This is a genomic window from Falsiroseomonas ponticola (genome assembly GCF_016805305.1).
GTDB classification, from domain to species: Bacteria; Pseudomonadota; Alphaproteobacteria; order Acetobacterales; family Acetobacteraceae; genus Falsiroseomonas; species Falsiroseomonas ponticola.
Window position 1 is genome coordinate 354,539 of sequence record NZ_JAERQN010000004.1, and the last position, 19,162, is coordinate 373,700.

Genomic DNA, 19,162 nt, shown 5'->3' on the forward strand with positions numbered 1-19,162 from the left:
TGGCGGCGGCGCCGGCCCTTCCGGCCGGCCCGTCCCTGCGATATGGCTTCCGCCACCAGCACCTCCCCCGGGAACCCGTCAGCCCATGGCCCGCCTCCGCTTCTCCTCCGGGAGCCGATTCGAGGAAGAGATCGGCTATTCCCGTGCCGTCATCGACGGCGACTGGATCTTCGTCTCCGGCACCACCGGCTTCGACTACGCGACGATGACGATCGAACCCGGCGTGATCGAGCAATGCGACCAGGCCTTCCGCAACATCGAAGCGGCGCTGCGCCAGGCGAATGGCCGGATGGACGATATCGTGCGCGCCAACTTCATCCTGCCGGACCGCGCGGATTGGCCGCCCTGCTGGCCCGTGGTGAAGAAGTGGCTCGGCCGGGTGCGCCCGGCCTCCACCATGATCGTCGCCGGGCTGCAGGCGCCGGAGATGCGGATCGAGATCGAAGTGACGGCCCGGCTGCGGCGCCGCGAAGGGGACAAGTAGCATGCGCTTCGCCGTGGACCGCCTGGACCACCTGGTCATCACCTGCCGCGACGTGGAAACCAGCGCCGGCTGGTACCAGCGCGTGCTGGGCATGGAGCGGGAGGAATTCGGCGAACAGCGCCGCACCGCGCTGCGCTTCGGCGGCCAGAAGCTGAACCTCCGCCCGAAGGAGGCGACGCAGCAGGCCTGGTTCTCCTCCGTCGTCGCGGAACCCGGCACGCAGGACCTCTGCTTCGTCGTCACCGTGGATGCCGACGACATCGTCAGCCACCTGCGCGGCTGCGGCGTGCAGGTGGAACTGGGCCCGGTGCCGAAGCAGGGCGCGCTCGGCCCCATGACCTCCGTCTATTGCCGCGACCCCGATGGCAACCTGATCGAGGTGGCGACCTATGGCGACCGCTTCCCGGAATAGCGACCATCGGCAAGCGTGATGGGCGGCCGCCCCGGCGGCTGCCTATCTGGCGGGACGGAGGGTCCCAACCATGACCGACGCTACCCGCACCGAGACCACGCGCACCGAGACGGACAGCCTCGGCACCATCGACATCCCGGCCGACCGCCTCTGGGGCCCGCAGACGGAACGCGCGCGGCGCCTGTTCCGCATCGGGACGGAACGCTTCCCGCCGGGGCTGATCCGCGCCGTCGGGCTGCAGAAGCAGGCGGCGGCGGAAGCCAATGCCAGGCTCGGCGAGCTGCCCGCCGACATCGCCGCCGCCATCGCCGCCGCGGCGGCGGAAGTGGCGGAAGGCCGCCACGATGCCGAATTCCCGCTGCCGGTCTGGCAGACGGGCTCCGGCACCCAGACCAACATGAACGCCAACGAGGTCATCTCGAACCTCGCCAACCGCGCCCTCGGCCAGCCCCTCGGCAGCCGCAGGCCGGTGCATCCGAATGACCATGTGAATCGCGGCCAGTCCTCCAACGACAGCTTCCCGACCGTCATGCATGTGGCGGCGGCGGAAGCGGTCTCCCGCCGCCTCATCCCGGCGCTCGGCGTGCTGCTGGCCAGCCTGTCGCGCCGCGCGCGCGAATGGGACGCCATCGTGAAGATCGGCCGCACCCACATGATGGATGCGGTGCCCGTCACCCTCGGCCAGGAAGCGGCCGCCTGGGCGCGGCAGGTGGAACACGGCATCGCGCGGCTGCAGGATGCGCTGCCGCGCGTGCTGGAACTCGCCCAGGGCGGCACCGCCGCCGGCACCGGCCTCAACCGCCACAAGGATTTCCCGCGGGTCTTCGCCGCGATCCTGGCGGAGCGCACCGGCCTGCCCTTCCGCCCCAACCCCAACCCCTTCGAGGGCATGGGCGCGCATGACGCGCTGGTGGAGCTGTCGGGCGCGATGAACACCATCGCCGTCTCGCTCAACAAGATCGGCAACGATGTCCGCCTGCTCGGCAGCGGTCCCCGCGCCGGCTTCGCGGAACTCGTCATCCCCGCCGATGGCCTGTCCAGCAGCATCATGCCCGGCAAGACCAACCCGACGCAGTCGGAGGCGCTGACCATGGTCGCCGCCCAGGTCATGGGCAACCACGTCGCCATCACCATCGGCGCGGCGCAGGGGCACCTGGAGCTGAACGTCTTCAAGCCCCTCATCATCCACAACGTCCTGCAATCCGCGGGGCTGCTGGCGGATGCGGCGGAAAGCTTCGCGGCCAACATGATCGACAAGCTGGCGCCCAACCACGCCCGCATCGCCGACAACCTGGCGAAGTCGCTCATGCTGGTGACGGCGCTCAACCCGCGCATCGGCTACGACAAGGCCGTCGCCATCGCGAAGCTGGCGCTGGCGGAGGACATCACCCTGAAGACCGCCGCCGCGCGGCTCGGCCATGTGAGCGAGGCCGATTTCGACCGCTGGGTGGTGCCGGCGGAGATGGTGCATCCCGGCACCACGCTGGATGGCGGTGGATGAGCGGGGGCGAGGGCCATCTGCGCAAGCGGTCCTTCCGCCTGGCCGGCCACCGCACCTCCGTCGCGCTGGAACCCGCCTTCTGGTCGGCGCTGGAAGCGATGGCGGCCGGGCGCGGCACCAGCCTCGCGGGGCTGGTCGCCGCCATCGATGCCGGGCGCACCGACCTCGCCATCCCGCTCTCCAGCGCGCTGCGGGTGGAAGCGCTGCGCGCCGCCTGTCAGGGGGGCATGACAGCGATGGTTGACAGCGATCCGGCCCCGTTAAGGTCCGCTTAATCCCGCCGGCTGAGACTATCGCCCACGCATTGGATGATCGGCTGGGCTGATGGGATTCTTCGGAGGCAGCGCGGATGCCGCGCTGGTATCGGCGATCGAACGGTCGCAGGCCGTCGTTGAATTCTCGCCCGCCGGCCGCGTGCTTCGCGGCAACGCCCTGTTCCTCCGCGCCATGGGGTATGAGGCGAAGGAGGTGGTGGGCCAGCCGCACGCGATGTTCATGCCGCCGGAGGACCGCGACGGCGCCGCCTATCGCGCCTTCTGGGCGGCGCTGCGCCGCGGCGAACACCAGGGCGGGGAGTTCCGCCGCATCGCCAAGGGCGGCCGCGAGGTCTGGCTGCAGGCCACCTACACGCCGATCCTCGGCCTCGGCCGGCGCGTCACCCGCGTGGTGAAGTTCGCCACCGACGTGACGGAAGCCAAGCGCAAGGCGGCCAGCGATGCCGGCCACATCGCCGCCATCCACCGAGTCCAGGGCGTGGTCGAATTCGCGCTGGATGGCACGATCCTCGATGCCAACGCCAATTTCCTCGCGGCGATGGGCTACGGGATCGAGGAGGTGCGCGGCCGCCACCACCGCCTCTTCATGCGGGATGGCGAACACCAGGCGCCGGACTACGCTGCCTTCTGGGCCGCGCTGCGCCAGGGGGAGGTCCGGGCCGGGGAGTTCATGCGACTGGCCAAGGGCGGGCGGGAGGTCTGGATCCAGGCCAGCTACAACCCGGTACTGGACCCGGCCGGCCGGCCCGTGAAGGTCGTGAAGTTCGCCACCGACATCACCGCCGCGAAGCGCCAGGCGGCGGATGACGCGGCCCAGATCGCCGCCATCAACCGCGCCCAGGGCGTCATCCAGTTCGCGCTGGATGGCACCATCCTCGCCGCCAACGCCAACTTCCTCTCCGCCACCGGCTATGAGGCGGAGGAGATCGTGGGCCGCCACCACAGCCTGCTGATGCCGCCCGGAGAAGCCGGGACAGAGGCCTATCGCGCGCTGTGGCAGGCACTCGCCCGGGGCGAGGTGCGCGCGGGCGAGTTCCGCCGCCACGGCAAGGGCGGGCGGGAGATCTGGCTGCACGCCACCTACAACCCGGTCTTCGACCCCGCCGGGCGCGTGACCAAGGTCGTGAAGTTCGCCACCGACATCACGGAGGAGATGCAGCGCCGGCGCCTCTTCGCGCTGCTTTCGCTGGTGACGGACGAAACCGACAACAGCGTCATCATCTGCGATGCCGCCGGGCGCATCGAATACGTCAACCGCGGCTTCAGCCGGATGACGGGCTACGCGCCGGCGGATGCGCTGGGCCGCAAGCCCGGCGACTTCCTCCAGGGCCCGCAGACGGACAAGGCGACGGTGGCGCGCATCCGCGACCGGCTGCGGGAAGGCGTGCCGATCTACGAGGAGATCCTGAACTACAGCCGCGCGAAGGAACCCTACTGGATCTCGCTGGCCATCAACCCGATCCGCGACACGGCGGGCCGGCTGCAGCGCTACGTCTCCGTCCAGGCCAACATCACCGCGACGAAGCAGCGCGGCCTGGAAGCCGCCGCCAAGCTGGACGCGATCGACCGGTCCAACATCGTCATGGAATGGGATGGCGATCGCCGCCTGGTGCGGGTGAACGACGCCGCCCTCGCCGCCCTCGGCCATGCGACGGAGCAGGAGGCGCTGCGCGCGCCCGACCTGGCCCATGACCGGGTCTTCGACGAAGCGCAGCGCGCCCGCCTGGCGAAGGGGGAGGCGCTGGCCCTGGCCGTGCAGCTGCGCCATGCCGAGGGCGCCGCGATCCACCTCTCCGCCACGGTCCAGCCGCTGCTGGGTGTGGAGGGACGGCAGGTGCGCACCGTGCTCTACGCCGCCGACGTCTCCGCCCGCCGCAAGGCGGTGCGGGAGACGGAGCGCGTGATGACGGAGGTGCTGGACCGCATCAATCGCGTCGCGACGGAGATCGGCGGCCTCTCCGCCCAGACCAACCTCCTCGCCCTCAACGCCACGATCGAGGCCGCGCGTGCCGGGGAAGCGGGCAAGGGCTTCGCCGTGGTGGCGGCGGAGGTGAAGACGCTGGCGGCGCGATCCGCCACCGCGACGGGGGAGATCTCCGCCCTCGTCTCCGACACCCGCAGCCGGATCGAGGACCTGATCGGGATGGCCTGAGGCCTACCCCCGCTCCGCCCGCCAGCGGGCCCAGGCCGCCGTCTCCGGCAGGGCGCGCGGGCCATCGGCCGGGCCGGTCAGGCGCAGGCCGAGGTCCGGCGCCTCCGGCGCCGCGGGCCGGGACAGGATCTGCAGGTCGAGCGCCCCGCGCGCCAGGTCGATCTCGCCCCCGATGGTCGCGGTGGCCCCGCCTTCCGCGGCCAGCCGCGCCTCCTCCAGCCGCAGCCGCCCGGCCAGCAGCCGGCCCGTCGCATCCAGCCGGTCGAAGGCGGTCGCGCCATCCAGCAGGGCGCGCCGCGTGCCGCGTTCCGCCGCGACCGCATCGGGCAGCGCCGTCGCCTGCGCCGCCGCCGCCAGGTCGAACCCCGCCACCACCCCGTCCCGCAGCCCGACCCCGACCCGCCCGGCCAGCGTGCCGAGCAGGGCCGAGGGCGAATGGCCGCTGGCGGAGACGGCGAAGACCGTGTCGCCGCGACCGGCAGTCAGGTCGATGGGCACGGCGAAGAGGGGTGCCGCGATGCTGGCGCCCGTCAGCCGCCCCTCCACCGCCAGGCGCGGCGGGGCCTGGCGATCCAGGTCGAGCGTCGCCAGCGCCTCCAGCTCCCCGCCCGCCAGGCGGGCCCGCGCGCCCTCCAGCCGCAGCCTTCCCTCGGCCAGCTTCAGCGTCGCGGCCGCCTGTTCGGCGACGACGCCCGCGACCTCGAGCCGCGCAGCCTCCAGCGCCAGCTCGGCATCGATCCCGGCCAGCGCCTCCAGCCCCAGCGGGTCTGCGCTGCGCCAGCCCGCGAAGGGCAGCGGCAGGCGTTCAGCGGCCAAGCGCCCGGTCAGGCGCGGCCGGCCGCCCAGCGCCAGGGCCAGGCCGCCCCGGGCGCGCAGCCCGCCCGCCACAAGCTCGAAGCTCTCCGCCGCGATCCCCTGCGGCCCGCCGGCCAGCGCGGCGATGAGGGAGAAGGACCCCTCCCCCAGCCAGGCCCCGGCATCGCTGCGGAAGGCCTCCGCCAGCAGCCGCGGCGCGCCGGGGTGGCGCAGCGTGACGCTGGCGCTGCCCCGGCGCTGCGGCAGGTCCAGCGTGCCGGAGGCTTCGAGCCGAAGCTCCCCCATCTCCGCCCCGCCGCGCAGCGCCAGCGCATCCAGCGTGCCGCCGCCGGTCAGGCGCAGCGCCAGCGGCATGCCCGCGATCGCGGTGCGGTCCGGCCATTCCCCCGGCACCAGCGCCAGCAGGCCGCGGCCGGAGGAGCCGCTCGCCTCCACCGTCAGGTCCTGGAGTCGCAGCTGGGGGGCCAGGGTGAGGACGCCGGAGGCGGTGACATCGGTTTCCGCCAGCCGGCCGGACAGGCGCCGCAGCGTCATCCGGCCATTCTCCAGCGCGCCGTCCAGGGAGGCCCGCTCCATCACCGCGCCGCCCAGCGTGACGCGGTCCGCCGCCAGGCGCAGGTTGAGATCGACGGGGCCGAGCGCGCGGCCCGCCTGCACCGGATCGAAGCCCTGCGGCAGCCAGCGCGCGAGGTCGAGGCGATCCAGCGTCAGCCCGATGCCCAGCGCCGGCCGCGCGCCATGCCGCAGCACGCCGGCGCCGGAGAGGCGCAGGTCGCCGATCGTCGCCGCCAGTTCGGGGATGGCGGCCTGCGCATCCTCCAGCACCAGGCGGAAGCGCCCCTCCCCCCGCCGCAGCAGGGACGGGTCCAGCTCCTCCACCGGCAGGCCGATGGCGCCGAGGCTGGTGCGCATGTCGGGCCCGGCGAAGCGGGCGCGGATCTCGAGCCGCCCGCCCGCCGTGGCGCCGGCGAACTCCAGCTCCGCCTCCCCGGGCAGCAGGACGGAGACGTCGGTCAGCGTCAGGCGCCCATCCTCCAGGAAGGCGGCGCCGCGGATGCGCCGCAGCGCGACACCCTGGAAGCTGCCGGCCTCCGCCGAGAGGTCGAGCGCCATGGGTACCGGCCGCGCCGCGCCCTGCCGCAGCGCCGCCACCCAGCCATCCAGGTCCAGCCGGCTGGCCACCAGCGCCACATCGAGCCGCGGCGCGGGCAGCAGGCGCAGCGCCACGGATCCGCGCGCCGGAACGCCGCCGACATCCAGCACCAGCTGGTCGGCCGCGATCAGCTCGGCCGAGGCATTGAGCCGCCCCGCGAGGCGGAACGGCAGGGCGGGCCCGGCCAGCAGGGCGGAGAGGTCCGGCCCGCGCGCCTCCACGCTGCCCTCGAACCCCGCGCCGGGCACCAGCACGCCGCGCGCCGTGCCGCTGGCTTCCGGCAGGGTCAGGGAGAGTTCGAGGGTCGCGACCCCGTCCCAGCCCGGCCGTCCCAGCGTGCCGGCGAAGCGCGCGGCGCGGCCCGCCCAGGTGAAGGTACCCGATGATTCGATCGCCTGCGCCAGGCCGGCGGAGGTCAGGCGGGCCGTCAGCCCCTCCAGCACCGCGTCGCCGATGCGCACCCGGCTGTTCTCCACCCGCGCATCCAACTCCGTGATCCAGGCGGGGGGCCGCAGCGCCAGCAGCGCGCCGGGCGGCCAGGGCAGCGTCAGCTCCGCGCCGACCAGCGCGATCTCCCGCGGGGCGAGGCGCCCGGCGAGCAGCGCCGCGAGGTCGAGCCGCACGCGCAGCAGCTGCGCGGTGACGCTGAATTCCTCCCCGGGATCGCCGATGGCGACGCCGCCGGCGCGCACCATGGGCTGGGGCAGCAGCAGCAGCTCGACCGGCCCGTTGAGCGTGACGGCGCGGCCCAGGCGGTCACTCGCCAGTTCCGCCAGCCGGCCGCGCCACGGCTCCCAATCCACCAGGCGCGGGCCGAGCCAGAGGCCCAGCCCGGCCAGCAGCAGAAGGGAGGTCAGCGCGGCGGCAAGGCGCTTCATCCGGCGGCCGGCGCGCCCCAGCCGCCGCCGCCCGGCGTCTCCAGCGCCAGCACGTCACCGGGCTGCAGCGCGGCGCGGTCGCAGCCCTGCATGGCGTGGATGCTGCCATCCACGCGTTCCACCCATTGCCGCCCGGGCGCGCCGGGCTGCCCGCCCCGCAGGCCATGCGGCGCGACGCGGCGGCGGGAGGCGACGATCACCGCCTCCATCGGGCGCAGGAAGCGGATGCGACGGCGGCTGCCATCCCCGCCCGGGAAGGCACCGGCGCCGCCGGAGCCGCGGCGGATGGAGAATTCCTCGAGCCGCACGGGATAGCGGAGTTCCAGCACCTCGGGGTCCGTCATGCGCGTGTTGGTCATGTGCGTCTGCACCGCGGCGGTGCCCGGGAAGCCGGGGCCGGCACCGGTGCCGCCGCAGACCGTTTCGTAATATTGGTAAACCGCGTCCCCGAACAGCAGGTTGTTCATCGTCGCCTGGGCGGAGGCGCAGGCGCCGAGCGCCGCCAGCAGCGCGTTGCAGGTCATCTGGCTGACCTCCGTATTGCCGGCGACGACCGCGGCACCGGGGCGGGGCGAGAGGAACGTCCCTTCCGGCACCACGATGTCGAGCGGCACCAGGCAGCCATCGTTGAGGGGAATCTCGTCCCCCACCAGGCAGCGGAAGCAGTAGAGGACGACGGCGCGGCAGACCGCGGCGGGGGCGTTGAAATTGTCGGGACGCTGCGGGCCTGTGCCGGTGAAGTCGATGGTGGCGCGGCGGTTCGCGCGATCCACCCGCACCGAGACCTTGAGCGGCGTGCCGTCGTCGATCGTCGTCTCGAAGGCGCCGTCCTGCAGGCGGTCCAGCACGCCACGCACGGCGGCCTCCGCATTGTCCATCACATGCTTCATGTAGGCGCGGACGGTATCGAGCCCGTAGTCCCGCACCGCGCGCTGCAACTCCTGCACGCCCTTCTCATTCGCCGCGACCTGAGCGGTGATGTCGGCCACGTTCACGTCGGGGCTGCGGGCGGGGTAGCGGGCGGCGGCCAGCAGTCCGCGGAACTCGGCTTCCCGGAAGCGGCCCTGCGAGACCAGCAGGAAGTCGTCGATGACGACGCCCTCCTCCTCCAGCGTCGCGGAGCCGGGGGGCGTGGAGCCGGGCGTCAGGCCGCCGATATCGGCGTGGTGGCCGCGCGAGCCCACGAAGAAGAGGATCTTCGTGCCGGCCTCATCGAAGACGGGGGTGATGACGGTCACATCCGGCAGGTGCGTGCCGCCATTGTAGGGGTTGTTCAGCGCGATCACGTCGCCCGGCCGCAGCGTGGCGCCGCGGGAGCGGATGACGGTGCGCACGCTTTCCCCCATCGCGCCGAGATGCACCGGGACATGCGGCGCATTGGCCACCAGGCGCCCGGCCTCATCGAAGATGGCGCAGGAGAAGTCGAGCCGTTCCTTGATGTTGACGCTGAGGGAGGTGTTCTGGAGGACGGCGCCGGTCTGCTCGGCGATCGACATGAAGAGGTTGTTGAACAGCTCCAGCATCACGGGATCGACGCGCGTGGCATCCGCCACGCGCGCGGCCTCCCGCTGCTCCGTCCGGCGCAGCACCAGGTGGTTCCGGGGCGTGACCTCCGCGGTCCAGCCGGGCTCGACCACCGTGGTCGCGATGGCTTCCCGGATCAGGGCGGGGCCGGCGATGCGGTCGCCGGCGCGCAGCGCGTCGCGGTCCAGCACCGGCGCCTGCCGCAGGGCGCCCGCGGTGAAGACCTGGGCGGTGGCGAGGCGCGGCAGGTCCTGCCCGGCGTCCCGCGGCGGCAGGGGCGCCTCCTCCACCGCTTCCCCGGGCGCGGTCACTTCGACGACGCAGGCTTCCACCACCACCGGGCGTTCCGGCGTGGCGAAGCCGAAGCGGCGGCGATGCGCTTCCGTGAAGGCAGCCAGCACCGTCGCGTGGTCGCCGAAGGGCACGGGCAGGAAGCTGTCGGTGCCGGCGTAGCGCAGGTGCAGGCGATGCGCGGCGCGCAGCGCGCCGGCCGCGGCCCCCTGGCGCACCAGCTCCGCGCGGCCCGCTTCCTCCAGCGCATCGAGCCGCGCGGCGAGCTCGGCCATGGCATCGGGCGCCAGCGGGGCCTCGACGGCCGCTTCCCGGATCGCGCTCTGGTCCGCGAGGCCCATGCCATAGGCCGAGAGGACGCCGGCGAAGGGGTGGATGAACACCGTCTCCATGCCGAGTTCGTCGGCCACCAGGCAGGCATGCTGGCCGCCGGCGCCACCGAAGCATTGCAGGGCGTAGCGGGTGACGTCGTGGCCCTTCTGGATGGAGACCTGCTTGATGGCGTTGGCCATGTTGGCGACGGCGACGCGCAGGAAGCCTTCCGCCACCGCATGCGGGTCCTGGGGCTGGCCGGTCGCGGCCTCGATCTCCGCCGCGAGCGCCTCGAATTTCTCGCGCACCACCCCGGCGTCCAGCGGCTGGTTGCCATCGGGGCCGAAGATGGCGGGGAACTGGGCGGGCTGGATCTTGCCGACCATGACGTTGGCGTCCGTCACCGTCAGCGGGCCGCCGCGGCGGTAGCAGGCGGGGCCCGGCACGGCGCCGGCGCTCTCCGGGCCGACGCGGAAGCGGGCGCCATCGAATTTGAGGATCGAGCCGCCGCCGGCGGCCACCGTGTTGATCGCCATCATCGGCGCGCGCATGCGCACGCCGGCCACCTGCGTCTCGAAGGCGCGCTCGAACTCCCCGGCATAGAGCGCGACATCCGTGCTGGTGCCGCCCATGTCGAAGCCGATGATCTTCTCCAGCCCCGCCATCGCCGCGGTGCGCGCGGCGCCGACGATGCCGCCGGCGGGGCCGGAGAGGATGGCGTCCTTGCCCTGGAAGGACCGCGCCTCCGCCAGCCCGCCGGAGGATTGCATGAAGTAGAGCCTGACGCCCGGCAGCTCCCCGGCCACCTGGTCCACGTAGCGGCGGAGGATCGGGGAGAGGTAGGCATCCACCACCGTCGTATCCGCGCGGGGCACGATGCGCGGCAGGGGAGAGGCCTCGTGGGAGAGGCTCACCTGGGTGAAGCCGGCCTCCCGCGCCAGCTCGCCGACGCGCTTCTCATGCGCGGGATGCGCCCAGGCATGCATGAAGGCGATGGCGACGGCGCGGATGCCATCTTCATGGGCGGCGGAGAGCGCGGCACGGGCGGCGGCTTCGTCCAGGGGCTCGATCTCCGTGCCATCCACGGCGATGCGCCCGCCCACTTCCGCCACGCGTTCCTGCAGCAGGTCCGGCAGCCGCACCTGCAGGTCGAACAGCCGGGGGCGGGCCTGGTTGCCGATGCGCGTCATGTCCGCGAAGCCGCGATTGACCAGCAGCAGCACGCGTTCGCCCTTGCGTTCCAGCAGCGCGTTGGTGGCGACGGTGGTGCCCATCTTCACCGCATCGACCAGCCCGGGCGGGATGGCGGCGCCATCGGGCAGGCCGAGGCAGGCGCGGATGCCGGCCACCGCGGCATCCCGATACCGGCCGGGATTCTCCGACAGCAGCTTGCGGGTTGTCAGGGTGCCGGCGGGATCACGCGCCACGATATCCGTGAAGGTGCCGCCGCGATCGATCCAGAACTGCCAGCCACCCATCGCGCATCCCCTTTGGCCGTTGATCACACCCCGGCAGCGGCCGCGCAAGGCCGGCCGGGCGATGCGGGCTTCATTGACAATTCGTCGATAAATCGTCAACGTTTTTCCGAAGAGCAGGAGGACCGCCCATGCCGAGTTCACGACGCGGGGAGCAGATCCCGGTGGTCTCTTCCGCCCATCTCGCGGCCGGGGCCTCCCCCGCCTTGTCGGAGGTGGAGTTCGGCCTGATCCTGGCCGGGCATGGCTTCGCCCGCTGGATGGTCCGCTGCATGGCGGCGGCGGGGCGGCCGGGCCTCTCCCCCACGGAAATTCTGGTGCTGCACACGGTCCGGCACCGCGACCGGCCGAAGCGCCTGGCCGACATCCTGCTGGTGCTGGACATCGAGGATACGCATGTCGCGACCTACGCCATCCGCAAGCTGGAGGAAGCCGGGCTGGTGACGACGGGCCGCGCGGGGAAGGAGAAGGTGGTGAGCGCGACGGAGGCCGGCAGCGCGCTCTGCGCCGCCTATGCCGGGGTGCGGGAACGGCTGCTGGCGGAACCGCTGCGGGGTTCCGGCCCCTCCGAGGAGCAGCTGTCGAGCGTGGCGCAGCTGCTGCGCGCCCTGTCCGGCTACTACGACCAGGCGGCGCGGGCGGCCGCGACGCTCTGACGGGGCCTGTGGCGCGCCGGGCAGCCGTGCTAGGACCGTCGCAGAGTTCATCGAGGCCGGCTTGAGCATCTGGGGCAAACTCATCGGCGGCGTGGCCGGCTTCGTCACCGGCGGGCCGCTTGGCGCCGTGGTCGGCGCGGCGCTGGGCCACGCGGCCGACAACGGCGTGATGCCGGGGCGGCAGATCGGGCCGGGGGCGGCGGACCTGGCCGCCTTCCTCGGCAACCGGGAAACGCTGTTCGCCATCTCCGTGATCGTGCTCTCGGCCAAGCTCGCCAAGGCGGATGGGCCGGTGAAGCGGGAGGAGATCGACGCCTTCAAGGCGATGTTCCGCATCCCGCCCGAGAACCTGCGCGAGGTCGCGCAGATGTTCGACGAGGCGCGCAAGGATGCCGAGGGCTGGGAGCCCTTCGCGGAGCGCATGGGCGAGGCCTTCGCCGACAACCGCGCGCTGCTGGAGGATGTGCTGACGGCGCTGTTCCACATCGCCCGCGCCGATGGCCCCGTGACCAAGGGCGAGCTGCCGGTGCTGCAGGGCGTGCATCTGCGCTTCGGGCTGGACCACGGGGCGTGGGAACGCGCCAAGGGGGGCGGCCAGCCCGGCGGCGCGGCGCAGCGCGCCACCGAGGACCGGGACGCCTTCGCCGTGCTCGGCCTGACGCCCGCCGCGACGGATGAGGAAGTCCGCCAGGCCTGGCGCAAGCTGATGCGGGAGAACCATCCGGACGGCCTGGCCGCCCGCGGCGTGCCGCCCGAATTCGTGGACCGCGCGACGCGCAAGGTGGCGGAGATCAACGCCGCCTGGGACAAGATCAAGCGGCAGCGCGGCCTGTAGGAAGCGGCTTCGGACCATGCGCATCCGCGACCTGCCAAGCCCGAACCAGGATGACCGCCCGGCGGGCCAGGCGATCGACATGCTGGTGCTGCACTACACCGGGATGGAAAGCGGCCAGGCCGCGATCGACCGGCTGCGCGATCCCCTCGCCGCCGTCTCCTCCCATTATGTGGTGGAGGAGGATGGCACCGTCTTCCGCCTGGTGGAGGAGGAGCGGCGGGCCTGGCATGCCGGCATCTCCCACTGGCGGGGCGCCAGCGGGCTGAACGGCCGCAGCATCGGGATCGAGATCGTCAATCCCGGCCATGAATTCGGCTACCGCCCCTTCCCCGCCCTGCAGATGGCGGCGGTCTGCGACCTCTGCCTCGATATCCTGGCGCGGCATCCGATCGCGGCGCGGGACGTGGTGGCGCATTCGGACGTGGCGCCGGACCGGAAGGAGGATCCGGGGGAGCTGTTCGACTGGCAGGGCCTGGCGGCGAATGGCGTCGGGCTGTGGCCGGGCAACGCGGCGCCGCAGGCCAAGGGCGATGCGATCGAGCTGCTGGGCGCGATCGGATACCGGACGGACCTGCCTTTGCCCGTGCTGCTGCGCGCCTTCCAGCGGCATTGGCGACCCTCCCGCGTCGATGGGCAGCTGGATGGCGCGACGCTGAGGCGGCTGCGCACGGTCGCCGCGGCGGCGGGATGAGCGCGGCGCGCGTCGCCGCCATCCTGGCCGGCAGCGCGGCGCACCGGGATGCCTTGCAGGCCCTGGCGCTGGCGGGCCCGCGCGGCGCCTGGATCGGCGCCGGCTTCGTGCGCAACGCGGTGTGGGATGCGCTGGCGGGGCGGCGGCCGGAGGTCGCGACGCTTTCCGACATCGACGTGGTGCATTGGGACGATGCCGCCCCCGATGCGGCGTTCGAGGGCGCGTTGCGCGCGGCGCGGCCAGCGCTGCCCTGGTCGGTCACGCATCAGCGCGGCATGGCGGCGGCGAACGGCCATGCGGCGTATCGCGACGTCGCCGAGGCGCTGGCGCATTGGCCGGAGACGGCCACGGCGGTCGCCGCGCGGCTGGTGGCCGGCCGTGTGGAGGTGCTGGCGCCGCTCGGGCTCGATGACCTCATGGCGCTGGTGGTGCGGCCCGGGCCGGCCCATGCGGCGTGCCCGGCGGTGGTGCGGGCCAGGCTGCGGGCGAAGGATTGGACGGCACGCTGGCCCGGCTTGCGCATTATCGGCCTGGCGCACGATTGACCGCGGGCGCCGGAAGCGCGAGAGGGAGCGCGGTGCCGGGTGGCTGGGCGACCGCTGGCGCCGGAGAGATCCGGTGCTGGAGGAAAGTCCGGGCTCCACGGGAATACGGTGCCGGTCAACGACCGGCGGGGGTCAAACCCCAGGGAAAGTGCCACAGAAAGCAAACCGCCGCGGCGTGGCGACACCCCGCGGCAAGGGTGAAAGGGTGGGGTAAGAGCCCACCGCATCCACGGCAACGTGGATGGCATGGTAAACCCCACCGGGAGCAAGGCCGAATAGGGGTGGCCGGCAGTGCGGCGCGGGGTTCGCCCCCGTCGCGGATGCAGGGGCGTTCCCGCCCCGCCGCCCGGGTTGGCCGCGAGAAGCCTGCGGCGACGCAGGCTCCAGAGGAATGGTCGTCCACTGCCTTCGGGCGGGGACAGAACCCGGCTTACAGGCCACCCGGCACCAGTTTTCCCCGTTATTCACAGGCTGTGGGGCGTCGCCCAAGGAACAAATGCGGAAGGAACATAACGTATACTGTATTGTATTTTTCTTCTCTCGCGCGGTCCCAGAACCAGGGTCTACAGTGCTGGAAATGCTTACTTTTCACTCTGCCGTTTAGGTTCCGTTAACGGTATTTCCCCTTGTCGTCCCGCCGAAACCCATGCTATCCCAAGCCATCCCGTGAGGGACCCGGCTCGGGGGGGCATTATGGGTCTCAAGGGGGATGGTCGGGTGAGCCGGCGGGGTCGGGGGGCCTCGCCGGCCGCTGAGCGGGGGACGATAGCCGAAAGGCTGTCGATGGGGGCAGCAGCATAGCGCGATGACCCAGTTCGTGGGCACGCATTTCGGAAAGCGGGACGCCAAGGGCCGCATTTCCGTGCCCGCGCCCTTCCGCGCCGAGCTTGAGGCTGCCGCCACGAACCAACTCGTCTTCCGCGTCTCCCATCAACATCCCTGCATCGAGGCCCGCAGCCGCGCCGTGTTCCAGCAAATGCTCGACAGCATCCTGCGCCTCGACCACTTCTCCGAGGAGCGCGAGGCGCTCGAAGCCGGCATCGTCGCGGACAGCATGATGCTGCGCATCGATGGCGAAGGCCGCCTGGTGCTGCCGGAGGACATGGCGGACGAGGTCGGGCTGAAGGGCGACCTCGCCTTCCTCGGCAAGGGCGATCGTTTCGAGATCTGGGATGCGGCGGCGGCGCGGGCGCATGTCGCCGCGGCGAAGGCGCTGGTGCGCGAACGTCGCCTCACGATTGCAGCGACGCCTCTCAACACGAATCCGAAGAGCGTGCCATGACGGGCCACGTTCCCGTCATGCTGGAGGAAGTGCTGGCGACATTGCAGCCCCGCGCTGGTGCAACCTATCTCGACGCCACCTTCGGCGGCGGCGGTTATGCGCGCGCGATCCTCGATGCTGCCGACTGCACCTTGTGGGCGCTGGACCGCGATCCCGATGCCATCGCGCGCGGCGCGGCGCTGGCCTCGTCGTATCCTGGCCGGTTGCATCTGGTGGAAGCGCGCTTCGGCGACATGCTGGATGCGCTGGCGGGGCGCGGCGTCGAGAACCTCGATGGCGTCGTGATGGATCTCGGCGTCTCCTCCTTCCAGCTCGACGAGGCGGAGCGCGGCTTCTCCTTCCGGGCGGACGGGCCGCTCGACATGCGGATGGGGCGCAGCGGGCCGTCGGCGGCGGACCTCGTCAACACGCTGGATGAGGGCGCGCTGGCCACCATCATCAAGGAATTCGGCGAGGAGCGGCATGCGCGCCGCGTCGCCCGCGCGATCCTGCGCGAAAGGGCGGTGGAGGCCATCACCACCACCGCGCGGCTGGCGGGCATCGTGCGCGCCGCCGTGCCGCGCGACCCCTCCGGCATCGATGGCGCGACGCGGTCCTTCCAGGCGCTGCGCATCGCGGTGAACGACGAGCTCGGTGAGATCGAGCGCGGGCTGGAACAGGCGATGGGGCTGCTGGCGCCGGGCGGGCGGCTGGTCGTCGTCGCCTTCCATTCGCTGGAGGACCGGCTGGTGAAGCGCGCCATGGTGGCGGCCGCCGGCCGCGGCGGCCATGCCTCCCGCCACGATCCCGCCTCGCTCCTGCCGCGCGGGGAAGCGGACTTCGCCCTGCTGACGCAGCGTGCGCTGCGGCCGGGCGAGGCCGAGACCGCCAGCAACAGCCGGGCGCGTTCCGCGCGCCTGCGGGCCATCGAACGTCGCGCCGCGTCCCAGGGAATGCCGTCATGATCCGGCCCTTCACCTTTGTCTGCTTCGCGGCCTTCGCGGGTGCCGGCGCCTGGCTCTACCAGGTGAAGCACCATGTCGCGACCTATGACCGGGAGCTGCGCGAGATCCGCCGGCAGACGGAGCAGACGCGCGACCGCATCTCCATCCTGCGCGCGGAATGGGCCCTGCTGAACGAACCCGACCGGCTGCGCCAGGTCGCCACGCGGCACCTGCCGCTGGAGCCGATGCAGCCGACCCAGTTCGCCCGGCTGGCGGAGATGGAGCGACGCCTGCCGCAGGCCGTGGCCTTCGCCGGCCCGCCGAACCTCTTCGCGCCGCCGGAGCCGCCGCGCCATGCGGGGACGGTGATGATGGCGGCCGCCCAGGCGCCCGCCCCCGCCCGGCCGGCCGCCGCGACCCCGGCGCCCGCCCCGGCCGCCGCGCAGGCCCCGGCGCGCAACGCCCCGGACCCGCGCGCGCCGGAAGCGCCGGCGCTGCAGGCACTGGCCGCGACCGTGGCGGCGCAGCGCGCCACGCAGACCACGGTGCCGCCGCCCGTGCCGCCGCGCCCGGCGCCGCTGCGGGACGTGGCGCCGCGCGCGCCCTCCCCCACCCTGGCGCAGCTGACGCCGGGCGTGATCCGCCAGGCCTCGGCGGCGCCCGTCGCCCCGGCCATCCCGGCCGCGACGCCCGCCGCCGCGCCGCGCCCCGCCCCCGCGCCCGCCCCGGTGCAGGCCGAGCCGGTGCGCGTCGCCCGCGCCGCGCCGCCGCCGGCCCCGGCGCCTGCGCCCGCGCCGCCCACCTTCGTCTCGGCGCTTGGCGGGGGCTCCAGCCTCGGCCGGCCGGCGCTGGCCCCGCCCGTGCCGTTCGGCGCGGCTTCCGCCGCCACGCTGGGTGGCCTCGCGCCCCCGCAGCCGCGCTGACCCGCTGATGAACCCCCTTCCCCCCGCCCCGGACGCCGCCCCCATCGGCCGCACCATCGGCCGTGATGCGGCGCCGCGCACGGCGCTGGTCCGCGTGCCGCGCCCGGAACTCGCGCGGCGGGCGGTGCTGGAGCGCAGCCGCCGGCGGCTGGTGGTCGCGGCCGGGGGGTTCGGCCTGCTCTTCGCCGTGGTCGGCTTCCGGCTGGCCGATGCCACGCTGATCTCGCCCGCGGAGCCGCGCCGTCTCGCGGCCATGTCGCGCCTCGACGTCGCGCCGCAGGAACACCTGCCCGGGCGCGGCACCATCGCCGACCGCAATGGCGAGATCCTGGCCGTCTCGCTCCCCGTCACCGCGCTCTACGCCAATCCGCAGGAGATCGAGAACCCGGCCGAGGCGGCGCGGCGCCTGGTGCGCGTGCTGCCGCAGCTGGATGTGGAACGGCTGACCGCGCGGCTGTCCGGCGAACGGCAATTCGCCTATGTCGCCCGGGCGCTGACGCCGCGCGAACAGCAGGCGGTGAACTCGCTCGGCATCCCCGGGCTCTACTTCCAGCAGGCGGAGCGGCGGGTCTATCCGCAGGGGCGTTCGGCCGCCCATATCCTGGGCGGCGTCGATGTGGACGGCAACGGCACGGCGGGCGTCGAGAAGTATTTCGACGAGCGGCTGCGCCTGCGGCGGGGCGACCAGCTGCGGCTTGCCATCGATGTGCGCGTGCAGCTGGCGCTGCGCGATTCCGTGCAGCGCGCGATCACGGAGTTCAACGGCATCGGCGGCGCCGGCATCCTGATGGATGTCCAGACCGGCGAGGTGCTGGGCATGGTGTCGCTGCCGGATTTCGACCTGGCCGAGCCCGCGCGCATCGACAACACGCCGCAATCGCGGGAGGAGCAGGCGCAGAACCCGCGCTTCAACCGCGCGACCGTGGGCGTCTATGAGCCCGGCTCCACCTTCAAGCTGCTGACCACCGCGATGGCGCTGGAACTCGGCACGGTGAATGTGTGGGGCGGCTACGATGCGTCCCGCCCCATCCGCTACGGCCGCTTCACCATCAATGACTTCCGCGGCAAGAACCGCTGGCTGGCGGTGCCGGAGATCCTGGCCTACTCCTCCAACCTCGCCTCCGCCCACATGGCCGCGGCCGTGGGGCCGCAGCGGCACCGCGACTTCATGGTCCGCATGGGCATGGGCAGCCGCCTGCCCGTGGAGCTGCCGGAGACGGCGGTGCCCCTGATCCCGAGCCCGAACAACTGGCGCGAGATCAACACCATGACGATCGGCTTCGGCCACGGCATCTCCGTGACGCCGCTGCATGTCGTGACCGGCATCGCCGCCGTCGCCAATGGCGGCATCCTGCGCCCGCCGACCCTGATGGCGCGGGAGCCCGGCGTGGCGGTGGAGGGCACGCGGGTGCTGAGCGAGCGGACCTCCGACACCATGCGCCGGCTGATGCGCCTGGTGGTCACGGAAGGGTCGGGCAAGAGCGCGGATGTCCCGGGCTACTTCGTCGGCGGCAAGACCGGCACGGCGCAGAAGACCGGCCCGCGCGGCGGCTACCTGGAGAACAAGCGCATCGCGGCCTTCGTCGGCGCCTTCCCGATGAACGCGCCGCGCTACGCGCTTTACGTCATGGTGGACGAGCCGAAGCCCAACGCGCGCAGCCAGGGCTATGCCACCGCCGGCTGGGTGGCGGCGCCGGCGGCGGGCATGGTCGTCCGCCAGGTCGCGCCCATCCTCGGCATGGCGCCGGAGACGGAGCGGATGGCGGAGATCCAGGCCTCCATCGCCATGCCGCTGCAGCCCGGGCGGCCACCGGCGGCGCGGCCGGCCGGCGCCCCTGCCCCCGCGGCGGCCCCGCCCGCCCGCCCGACGCCCGCCGTGCAGCCGGCGGCGCCCCCCGCCCCGCAACCCGCGCCGCGCGTGGCGCCCACCGCGCCGACCGCCGCCGCCCCCGCCCGCGCCGCGGAGGCCCCCAGGCCCGCCGCCGCGCCCCCCGCCGCGCAGCGGGAGGCGAGCCTTGCGCCCCGATGACGGCC

15 protein-coding genes and 1 other RNA gene are annotated in these 19,162 nt (G+C 73.2%); 14 read left to right on the forward strand and 2 right to left on the reverse strand.

Annotation, left to right across the window (positions count from 1 at the left end; all coding sequences use genetic code 11):
* Positions 1 to 85 precede the first annotated feature (85 nt).
* The 5 genes from JJI54_RS14985 (at position 86) to JJI54_RS15005 (ending at position 4,824) form a co-directional block, all read left to right on the forward strand.
* Positions 86 to 484: a RidA family protein gene (locus JJI54_RS14985; protein ID WP_203073798.1), complete on the forward strand. Its 399-nt coding sequence runs from the start codon at positions 86 to 88 to the stop codon at positions 482 to 484.
* A 1-nt stretch (position 485) separates the two neighbouring features.
* Complete coding sequence (locus JJI54_RS14990; RefSeq protein ID WP_203073799.1) at positions 486 to 896, forward strand: VOC family protein; 411 nt, start codon at positions 486 to 488, stop codon at positions 894 to 896.
* Positions 897 to 966: 70 nt separating this feature from the next.
* The gene (locus JJI54_RS14995; protein WP_203073800.1) at positions 967 to 2,397 is read left to right on the forward strand and encodes a class II fumarate hydratase; all 1,431 of its coding nucleotides are present in this window, start codon (positions 967 to 969) and stop codon (positions 2,395 to 2,397) included.
* On the forward strand, positions 2,394 to 2,672 hold the full coding sequence (locus JJI54_RS15000; protein WP_203073801.1) for a ribbon-helix-helix domain-containing protein: 279 nt from the start codon (positions 2,394 to 2,396) through the stop codon (positions 2,670 to 2,672). Before JJI54_RS14995 ends, JJI54_RS15000 begins: the two co-directional genes overlap by 4 nt.
* Before the next feature lie 49 nt (positions 2,673 to 2,721).
* The gene (locus tag JJI54_RS15005; protein WP_203073802.1) at positions 2,722 to 4,824 is read left to right on the forward strand and encodes a PAS domain S-box protein; all 2,103 of its coding nucleotides are present in this window, start codon (positions 2,722 to 2,724) and stop codon (positions 4,822 to 4,824) included.
* 3 nt (positions 4,825 to 4,827) lie between these two features.
* Here the strand turns inward: JJI54_RS15005 and JJI54_RS15010 are convergent, their stop codons facing one another.
* Together JJI54_RS15010 and JJI54_RS15015 are read right to left on the reverse strand one after the other, a co-directional pair.
* A complete protein-coding gene (locus JJI54_RS15010; RefSeq protein ID WP_203073803.1) occupies positions 4,828 to 7,671 on the reverse strand; it encodes an AsmA family protein in 2,844 nt (947 codons plus the stop codon).
* A complete protein-coding gene (locus JJI54_RS15015) occupies positions 7,668 to 11,276 on the reverse strand; it encodes a hydantoinase B/oxoprolinase family protein (protein WP_203073804.1) in 3,609 nt (1,202 codons plus the stop codon). Before JJI54_RS15015 ends, JJI54_RS15010 begins: the two co-directional genes overlap by 4 nt.
* A 128-nt stretch (positions 11,277 to 11,404) precedes the next feature.
* Here JJI54_RS15015 and JJI54_RS15020 point away from each other — a divergent pair, with 128 nt between their 5' ends.
* From JJI54_RS15020 to JJI54_RS15060, 9 genes are all read left to right on the forward strand, one after another.
* Positions 11,405 to 11,929: a winged helix DNA-binding protein gene (locus JJI54_RS15020; RefSeq protein WP_203073805.1), complete on the forward strand. Its 525-nt coding sequence runs from the start codon at positions 11,405 to 11,407 to the stop codon at positions 11,927 to 11,929.
* Between the two features lie 61 nt (positions 11,930 to 11,990).
* On the forward strand, positions 11,991 to 12,764 hold the full coding sequence (locus JJI54_RS15025) for a TerB family tellurite resistance protein (protein WP_203073806.1): 774 nt from the start codon (positions 11,991 to 11,993) through the stop codon (positions 12,762 to 12,764).
* Between the two features lie 16 nt (positions 12,765 to 12,780).
* Complete coding sequence (locus JJI54_RS15030) at positions 12,781 to 13,455, forward strand: N-acetylmuramoyl-L-alanine amidase (RefSeq protein WP_203073807.1); 675 nt, start codon at positions 12,781 to 12,783, stop codon at positions 13,453 to 13,455.
* Entirely contained in the window at positions 13,452 to 14,000 is a 549-nt protein-coding gene (locus JJI54_RS15035) for a nucleotidyltransferase family protein (RefSeq protein WP_203073808.1), read from the forward strand. The genes JJI54_RS15030 and JJI54_RS15035 overlap by 4 nt, the downstream gene beginning before the upstream one ends.
* A gap of 35 nt (positions 14,001 to 14,035) precedes the next feature.
* Positions 14,036 to 14,449, forward strand: an RNA gene (rnpB, locus tag JJI54_RS15040) — RNase P RNA component class A.
* A gap of 356 nt (positions 14,450 to 14,805) precedes the next feature.
* Entirely contained in the window at positions 14,806 to 15,282 is a 477-nt protein-coding gene (locus JJI54_RS15045; RefSeq protein ID WP_203073809.1) for a division/cell wall cluster transcriptional repressor MraZ, read from the forward strand.
* Entirely contained in the window at positions 15,279 to 16,226 is a 948-nt protein-coding gene (gene rsmH / locus JJI54_RS15050) for a 16S rRNA (cytosine(1402)-N(4))-methyltransferase RsmH (RefSeq protein WP_203073810.1), read from the forward strand. The genes JJI54_RS15045 and rsmH overlap by 4 nt, the downstream gene beginning before the upstream one ends.
* A complete protein-coding gene (gene ftsL, locus JJI54_RS15055) occupies positions 16,223 to 17,128 on the forward strand; it encodes a cell division protein FtsL (protein ID WP_203073811.1) in 906 nt (301 codons plus the stop codon). The genes rsmH and ftsL overlap by 4 nt, the downstream gene beginning before the upstream one ends.
* Positions 17,129 to 17,135: 7 nt before the next feature.
* Positions 17,136 to 19,157: a peptidoglycan D,D-transpeptidase FtsI family protein gene (locus JJI54_RS15060; protein WP_203073812.1), complete on the forward strand. Its 2,022-nt coding sequence runs from the start codon at positions 17,136 to 17,138 to the stop codon at positions 19,155 to 19,157.
* Positions 19,158 to 19,162 lie beyond the last annotated feature (5 nt).

Bases quoted from the DNA above. Each gene is read 5' to 3' on its own strand.
- JJI54_RS15005 (WP_203073802.1), top strand. From the start codon at position 2,722: ATGGGATTCTTCGGAGGCAGCGCGGATGCCGCGCTGGTATCGGCGATC.
- JJI54_RS15045 (WP_203073809.1), top strand. From the start codon at position 14,806: ATGACCCAGTTCGTGGGCACGCATTTCGGAAAGCGGGACGCCAAGGGC.
- JJI54_RS15015 (WP_203073804.1), bottom strand. From the start codon at position 11,276: ATGGGTGGCTGGCAGTTCTGGATCGATCGCGGCGGCACCTTCACGGAT.
- JJI54_RS15035 (WP_203073808.1), top strand. From the start codon at position 13,452: ATGAGCGCGGCGCGCGTCGCCGCCATCCTGGCCGGCAGCGCGGCGCAC.
- rsmH (WP_203073810.1), top strand. From the start codon at position 15,279: ATGACGGGCCACGTTCCCGTCATGCTGGAGGAAGTGCTGGCGACATTG.
- JJI54_RS15000 (WP_203073801.1), top strand. From the start codon at position 2,394: ATGAGCGGGGGCGAGGGCCATCTGCGCAAGCGGTCCTTCCGCCTGGCC.
- JJI54_RS14990 (WP_203073799.1), top strand. From the start codon at position 486: ATGCGCTTCGCCGTGGACCGCCTGGACCACCTGGTCATCACCTGCCGC.
- JJI54_RS15020 (WP_203073805.1), top strand. From the start codon at position 11,405: ATGCCGAGTTCACGACGCGGGGAGCAGATCCCGGTGGTCTCTTCCGCC.
- ftsL (WP_203073811.1), top strand. From the start codon at position 16,223: ATGATCCGGCCCTTCACCTTTGTCTGCTTCGCGGCCTTCGCGGGTGCC.
- JJI54_RS15010 (WP_203073803.1), bottom strand. From the start codon at position 7,671: ATGAAGCGCCTTGCCGCCGCGCTGACCTCCCTTCTGCTGCTGGCCGGG.
- JJI54_RS15030 (WP_203073807.1), top strand. From the start codon at position 12,781: ATGCGCATCCGCGACCTGCCAAGCCCGAACCAGGATGACCGCCCGGCG.
- JJI54_RS14995 (WP_203073800.1), top strand. From the start codon at position 967: ATGACCGACGCTACCCGCACCGAGACCACGCGCACCGAGACGGACAGC.
- JJI54_RS15060 (WP_203073812.1), top strand. From the start codon at position 17,136: ATGAACCCCCTTCCCCCCGCCCCGGACGCCGCCCCCATCGGCCGCACC.
- JJI54_RS14985 (WP_203073798.1), top strand. From the start codon at position 86: ATGGCCCGCCTCCGCTTCTCCTCCGGGAGCCGATTCGAGGAAGAGATC.